The sequence below is a fragment of the Flavobacterium sp. TC780 genome (assembly GCF_056783245.1).
Genome location: NZ_JBXBAV010000002.1, coordinates 1 through 6,905 on the forward strand (window position 1 = coordinate 1; position 6,905 = coordinate 6,905).

3 protein-coding genes and 3 pseudogenes are annotated in these 6,905 nt (G+C 32.7%); all 6 read left to right on the plus strand.

Annotated elements, in window-relative coordinates:
* Window positions 1-42: 42 nt before the first annotated feature.
* A pseudogene (locus tag AC1RYN_RS00080) lies at window positions 43-174 on the plus strand (macrolide ABC transporter ATP-binding protein); the annotation flags it as partial.
* A pseudogene (locus AC1RYN_RS00085) lies at window positions 167-1,412 on the plus strand (ABC transporter permease). The pseudogenes AC1RYN_RS00080 and AC1RYN_RS00085, both read left to right, overlap by 8 nt.
* Window positions 1,413-1,414: 2 nt before the next feature.
* A complete protein-coding gene (locus AC1RYN_RS00090; RefSeq protein ID WP_481805340.1) occupies window positions 1,415-2,686 on the plus strand; it encodes an ABC transporter permease in 1,272 nt (423 codons plus the stop codon).
* A 40-nt stretch (window positions 2,687-2,726) separates the two neighbouring features.
* Complete coding sequence (locus tag AC1RYN_RS00095) at window positions 2,727-3,842, plus strand: efflux RND transporter periplasmic adaptor subunit (RefSeq protein ID WP_481805341.1); 1,116 nt, start codon at window positions 2,727-2,729, stop codon at window positions 3,840-3,842.
* A gap of 81 nt (window positions 3,843-3,923) precedes the next feature.
* Complete coding sequence (locus AC1RYN_RS00100; RefSeq protein ID WP_481805342.1) at window positions 3,924-5,369, plus strand: TolC family protein; 1,446 nt, start codon at window positions 3,924-3,926, stop codon at window positions 5,367-5,369.
* A 6-nt stretch (window positions 5,370-5,375) separates the two neighbouring features.
* Window positions 5,376-6,663, plus strand: a pseudogene (locus AC1RYN_RS00105) (efflux RND transporter periplasmic adaptor subunit).
* Window positions 6,664-6,905: the final 242 nt, after the last annotated feature.

Genomic DNA, 6,905 nt, shown 5'->3' on the forward strand with positions numbered 1-6,905 from the left:
AAGGTTAATACATGCTCCTGTTGTTAGGGAGGACACACCTAAGGAAAAACAATTTTGATTGTAACACATGAACCGGATATTGCTGCAATGTGCAAGAGAAATGTAGTCTTAAAAGACGGATTAATTATAGATGATAAATACGTAGAACAAGTTAGAGCATCAGCTTATGTTTAATATTGAGCGTTGGCAAGAAATATTTGAGGCAATCGCTAAAAATAAATTAAGAACCTTTCTTACTGGTATTTCTGTGGCATCGGGGATATTTATATTAGTTATTCTTCTTGGTGCAGGTAAAGGGCTTCAAAACGGAATCGAAAAACAATTCGAGCGTGATGCAGAAGGTATTATAGAGGTTTGGACTGGTACTACTACAAAACAATATAAAGGACTAAATCCGGGGCGTCAAATTCAGTTTAGAAATAGTGATTACTCGCAATCTGTCCAGAAATTTGAAGATAAATTAGATAAGCGAGCATCAACTTATAATTTTTGGGGAGCCTCAGTGAGTTATGGGAAAAGAATCTTCGACGTATCAATTTAGAGGTGTGGATCCAGACTATTTGGGGATTGAAAATGGTACCGTTGTTATGGGAAGATTTATAAATAGCAAAGACTTGGCTAATTATGAAAAAGTTGCTGTTATTGGAATGAAAATAAAAACAGATTTGTTTAAAGATAAGAATCCACTTGGAGAACAAATAGCAATAAATAATATCAATTTTAAAGTTGTTGGAGTTTTTACAGACCCAGCAGGTGAAAGAGAGGAAACAAGGGTTTATTTGCCAATAACAACAACCCAAAGAGCTTATGGAGTTGGTGATAAAGTAAGTAATTTGTTTTTTACTTTAAATAAAAAAGCTACTTATGAAGAGGCATTGGCAGAATCTGAAAAATTTAGTGCAGACTTAAAAGCGCTTTTGAAGAGTAAAAATATTGTAGCTCCAGATGATGATAGCGGTATCGGATTATACAATTCGGTTGAGAATGCAAAACAGGTATATGATTTAAATCTTTATATCCGATTGTTTTTTTGGTGGGTAGGAATTTGTACTATTATAGCAGGTGTTGTTGGAGTTAGTAATATTATGCTAATTATTGTAAAAGAAAGAACTAAAGAAATTGGGATAAGAAAGGCACTTGGAGCTTCGCCAATATCAATTGTTGGAATGATATTGCATGAGTCTATTTTTATTACAACAATTGCAGGTTTTATAGGTTTGTTAGCTAGTTTGTTATTGCTAGAAGTAGTAGGGCCAATGATAAAAAGTGAATTCTTTTTAAATCCTGAAGTTGATTTTAGTGTGGCGTTGACCACTCTTGTTTTGCTTGTTTTTGCGGGAGCAATGGCTGGTTTTTTTCCAGCATACAGGGCAGCAAAAATAAAACCTATTGTAGCACTTAGAGACGAATAATTATGTTTGATAGAGATAATTGGGAAGAAATTTTAGAAGCTTTAACTGCTAACGTATTTAGAACGGTACTTACAGCCTTTGGTGTGTTTTGGGGGATATTTATTCTAGTAATATTGCTCGCAGCAGGAAATGGTTTGGAGAATGGAGTTAAAAAAGGATTTGATGGAATTGCAACAAATACAATGTTTATGTGGAGTCAAACCACATCAAAAGCATATAAAGGTTTACCTAAAACCCGTCGTTATGATTTCAGGAATAGTGATGTAATGGCTTTAAAAGAGGCTTTGCCTGACTTGTTATATGTTTCACCTCGAAATCAATTAGGAGATTCTGATGGTGCGAGTAATAATGTGGTTCGCGGTACCAAAACTTCTGCTTTTACCATTTATGGCGATTATCCTGAGCTTATTAAGCAACAACCGATGACTATTATAAAAGGCCGCTTTGTAAATCAAGAAGATATTAAACATAATAGAAAGGTTGCTGTTATTGGAAAAGGAGTTATAACTGGACTTTATGGAAAAGAAGAAGATCCCATGGGGACTTACATTAAAATAAATGGAATAAATTTTATGGTTGTAGGGGTATATTATTCCAAAAATCAAAATAATGGAGGTGCAGAAGCAGAGCAAAAGAACATATTTGTTCCTTTTACAACGTTTCAACAAGTGTTTAATTATGGAGATAGAGTAGGTTGGATGGCACTTACAGCAAATGATAAAACTTCTATAACTGATTTAAAACCGAAAATTATAGAAATAATAAAAGAGAGGCATTCAGTTAGTCCTAAAGATGATAGAGCAGTCGGGAATTTTGATTTGTTTGAACGATTTAACCAAGTACAGGGATTGTTTACAATCTTAACATTTATTGCTTATTTCGTGGGTACATTGGTTTTGATTTCTGGGGTTATCGGAATTTCGAATATCATGCTTATTGTAGTGAAGGAGAGAACTAAAGAAATAGGAATTCGACGAGCATTGGGAGCAACGCCAGGAGCAATTCGAAGACAGATACTTTCAGAATCTATATTTTTAACAATTATTTCAGGGATGTTAGGGATTGCTGTTGCTACAGGAGTTATAGCAATACTTAATATGGTTCTAGCATCGATGCCTGAAGATAGTAATACGATGTTTGCTAATCCAACTGTAGATTTAGGGGTCGTTTTTGTAGCATTATTAATTTTAATAGGATCAGGTTTGTTGGCAGGATTTATTCCAGCTCAAACTGCAATAAACGTAAAGCCTGTAGATGCTTTACGAACAGAATAAATTATCAATCAATAAAATAATCGATTAAACAAAAAACAAAATGAAAAAAGGAGTAACCATAACCATTTTAATTTTTATTGCAGCAGTCTTCTTTGGTGCTTTGTATTATTTGTATGCAAAAAATCAAGAGTCCCCAATTGTTTACCAAACGGAGAAAGCTGAAATAAAAACGATAGTTAAAAATACAATTGCAACGGGTAATATCCAGCCTGATGAAGAGGTACTTATCAAACCCAATATTTCAGGAATTATTGAAGCTGTTTATATTAAAGCAGGAGAAAGTATTAAAGCAGGAGATATGATTGCAAAGATTAAAGTTGTTGCAAATGTTTCGAATGTGAGTAATACTCAAAACCAGGTTCAAACGGCTAAAATTGCATTGGATAACCAAGAAAAATTATACCAGAGACAAAAAACATTATTTGATAAAGGAGTAATTTCTGCGAATGATTTTGATGCGGCACAACTAGCTTACAAACAGGCTAAACAAAGTTATTCATCATCAAAGCAAAGTTTCGATATTGTAAAAACTGGAACTACATCAGGATTGGGAAATTATGCTAATACACTAATCCGATCTACTGTAACTGGAATGGTATTAGATGTGCCAGTAAAAGTAGGAAATCAGGTTATTGAGAGTAATAATTTTAATGAAGGGACTACAATTGCGAGTGTTGCAGATGTTGGAAAGATGATTTTTGTTGGGAAAATTGATGAATCAGAAGTTGGAAAAATCAAAGAAAATATGCCAATTGAAATTACGATTGGGGCTATTGAAAATAAAAAATTTGATGCAACTTTACGTTATATTGCACCAAAAGGAGTAGTAGAAAATGGTGCAATTCAGTTTCAAATAAAAGCATCCCTTGAAAATAGAGATGATACATTTATTAGAGCAGGTTTGAGTGCTAATGCATCAATTATACTAGAGAAAGCAGAAAAAGTTTTGGCTATAAAAGAATCACTAGTACAATTTGATAAAAAAACTCAAAAACCATATGTTGAAGTAGAAACTGCACAACAAAAGTTTCAAAGAAAAAATATTGTTTTAGGAGTTAGTGATGGAATTTATGTGCAGGTAAAAAGTGGAATTACAGCTACAGACAAAATAAAAATTTGGAATCAGGGCTTGATAAAAGAAGAAGAAAAAAAATAAGTAGTAGCTAAAAAAGAATTTTTGGTTTTTAAAGAATGTTAAATTTGTATAGTATCTTTGCTATGCTTTGATTCAAAGTTTATGAAAAATAATAAATATATTTATCTTGTTTTTGTCTTACTATTAGGAGCGTCAATACAAGCGCAAACTAAAAAATGGACTCTTGAAGAATGTGTAAAATATGCATTGGACAATAATATCTCGATTAAGCAATCGGAACTGGATACAAAAAATATTGCGATCGATAAAAAAGATGCATTTGGAAAATTTCTTCCTACTGCCAATGCGCAAGTGTCACATTCATGGAATATTGGTTTAAATCAAAATATTACAACAGGATTGCTTGAAAATCAAACGACACAATACTCCGCTATTGGAGCGACTGTTGCAATTGATATATATAAAGGATTGCAAAATCAGAATGCATTACGAAAAGCAAACTTATCAATAGTAGCTTCTAAATATCAGTTGTTGAAAATGCAAGAAGATATTTCGCTTAATGTAGCTAATGCTTTTTTGCAGGTACTTTTCAATAAAGAAAACTTAAAAGTACAACAGGAACAGCTTGCAATTAATGAAAAACAATACACACGTTCAGATGAGTTGGTAAAAGCAGGAACAATTCCAAGAGGAGATTTGTTAGATGTAAAAGCAACAGTAGCAACAAGCAAACAAAATGTTGTTATTGCAGAGAATACATTGCTAATCTCTAAGTTAAGTTTAGCGCAGTTATTACAATTGCCAGAGTTTAATGATTTTGATGTAGTAGATGATACCAACGTTGATGCAGGGCAAACTATTTTGGCACAGTCGCCTCAGGCAATTTATGAAAAAGCTAAGGAAACGAGAACTGAATTAAAAATTGCTAAAACAAATCTTGAAATTGCAGAAAAAAATGTTACTATTGCCAAAGGAGCTTATCAGCCAACTCTAAGTGCTTTTTATAACTTCAACACAAGAGCAAGTTATTCCGATATTGTTAAAGGTGCAATCCCTGATGCAGCAAATCCAACAAAACAAATTGGTTATGTACAAGGAACAAATCAATCAGTTCTACAAAATAATTACACTCCAGTTTTAGGAAGTGCAGCGCCAATTTTTGATCAATTCAGCGATAATAAAGGACAGTCTTTTGGAGTACAATTAAACATTCCAATTTTTAATGGCTTTTCTGTAAGAAATAATGTAGAACGTAATAAAGTAAGTTTAGAAAAATCTAAGATTGAATTAGAACAAAAAAACTTAGATTTACAGCGTAATGTTTATACTGCTTTCACAGACACAAAAGGAGCTTTAAATGCACACGAGGCAGCTGTTGTAGCTTTAGAAGCAAGACAAGGAGCATACGATTATGCAAAAGAAAAATTTGCAGTAGGTTTAATGAATGCTTTTGATTTTAATCAATCACAAACATTACTTACCAATGCGCAATCAGAAGTAATTAGAACAAAATACGATTATATCTTTAAAACAAAAATATTAGAATTCTATTTTGGAATTCCTATTGTTCCAATAGTTAAAAACTAGTTTATTATGTCAAAAAAAACAATTTATTTCCTATTAGGAGGAGCAGTACTAGTTATTGCGGCCTTAATTGGATTTTCGAAAGCAGGTGTGATAGAGGAAATAAAGATGCTGGTACAGAAGTAGAAGTTGCAAAAGTAGTAGCATCGACTATTGTAGAAACAGTTTCGGCAACAGGAAAAATTCAGCCAGAAATTGAAGTGAAAATTTCATCAGAAGTTTCGGGGGAAATTATTGCACTAAATGTAAAAGAAGGACAGGTTGTTAAGAAAGGAGATTTATTGGTAAAGATAAATCCTGATTTATATACTTCTGGATATAATCGTACCCTTTCTAATCTGTCAGGAACTAAAGCCAGTTTAAGTCAATCAGATGCGTCTTTTAAAGAAGCAAAGGCTAGTTATGAGAGAAATAAAAAATTATTTGAGAAAGGAATAATTTCTAAATCAGATTGGGATAAGGCAATTGCGTCTTTTGAAGTAGCAAAAGCATCGAAGGAGAATGCTTATTTTTCAGTGCAAAGTGCTTCAGCATCTGTAAATGAAGCGAAGGATAATTTAAGACGTACTACAATTTACGCTCCTGCAGATGGAACAATTTCGGTACTTAATGTTGAGTTAGGCGAACGTGTTTTAGGAACACAGCAAATGGCGGGAACCGAAATTTTAAGAGTTGCAAACTTAAATAATATGGAGGTTGAAGTAGATGTAAATGAAAATGATATTGTAAAAATTAAAGTTGGAGACGAAGCAAATGTAGAAGTAGATGCTTACTTGAAAAAACAATTTAAAGGTATAGTAACTAGTATTTCTAATTCAGCAAGCAGTACTTTAACATCAGATCAGGTAACTAATTTTAAAGTTAAAGTAAGAATCTTAAAAGAGTCTTATAAAGATTTATTGGAAGGGAAACCAGAGGCTTATTCTCCTTTAAGACGGGAATGACAGCTACGGTTGATATTATAACAAATACAAAAAAGAATGTGCTGGCAGTGCCAATAAGTTCAGTAATTGTAAAATCGGATACAGCAGCAGTAAAAGAAATTAAAATTGAAGACCCAAATGATAAAAAAGTAGCTCCCAAAAATGACAAAAAATTTGAATGTGTTTTTGTGAAAGAAGGGGATAAAGCTAAAATTAGAATCATAAAAACAGGAATTCAAGACGATACAAACATCGAAGTAATGTCAGGGCTTAAGGCAGGAGATGTGGTAATTACTGGGCCATATACAACAGTCTCGAAAGATTTGAATTCAGGAGATAAGGTTAGTCTTAAATCTGATAAAGTAAAAAAATAATAATGACTAAGACAATCTAGTTCTAAAATAGAATTAGATTGTTTTTTGTTACCATAAAATAAAAAATTAGTTTGGCTTACATTCTCAATATTGAAACCGCTACAAAGAACTGTTCTGTTGCTTTAGCAAAAGAAGGAAAAATAAGGTGCTGCCTCCCTAACAACAGGAGCATGTATTAACCTTAGGCAATACGTAACTGAACGAAGTACGTTAACATAGAAATAACTGAACGAAGTAGGTTA

Coding starts and splice junctions, on each gene's coding strand:
- AC1RYN_RS00090 (WP_481805340.1), top strand. CDS start 1,415: ATGTTTGATAGAGATAATTGGGAAGAAATTTTAGAAGCTTTAACTGCT.
- AC1RYN_RS00095 (WP_481805341.1), top strand. CDS start 2,727: ATGAAAAAAGGAGTAACCATAACCATTTTAATTTTTATTGCAGCAGTC.
- AC1RYN_RS00100 (WP_481805342.1), top strand. CDS start 3,924: ATGAAAAATAATAAATATATTTATCTTGTTTTTGTCTTACTATTAGGA.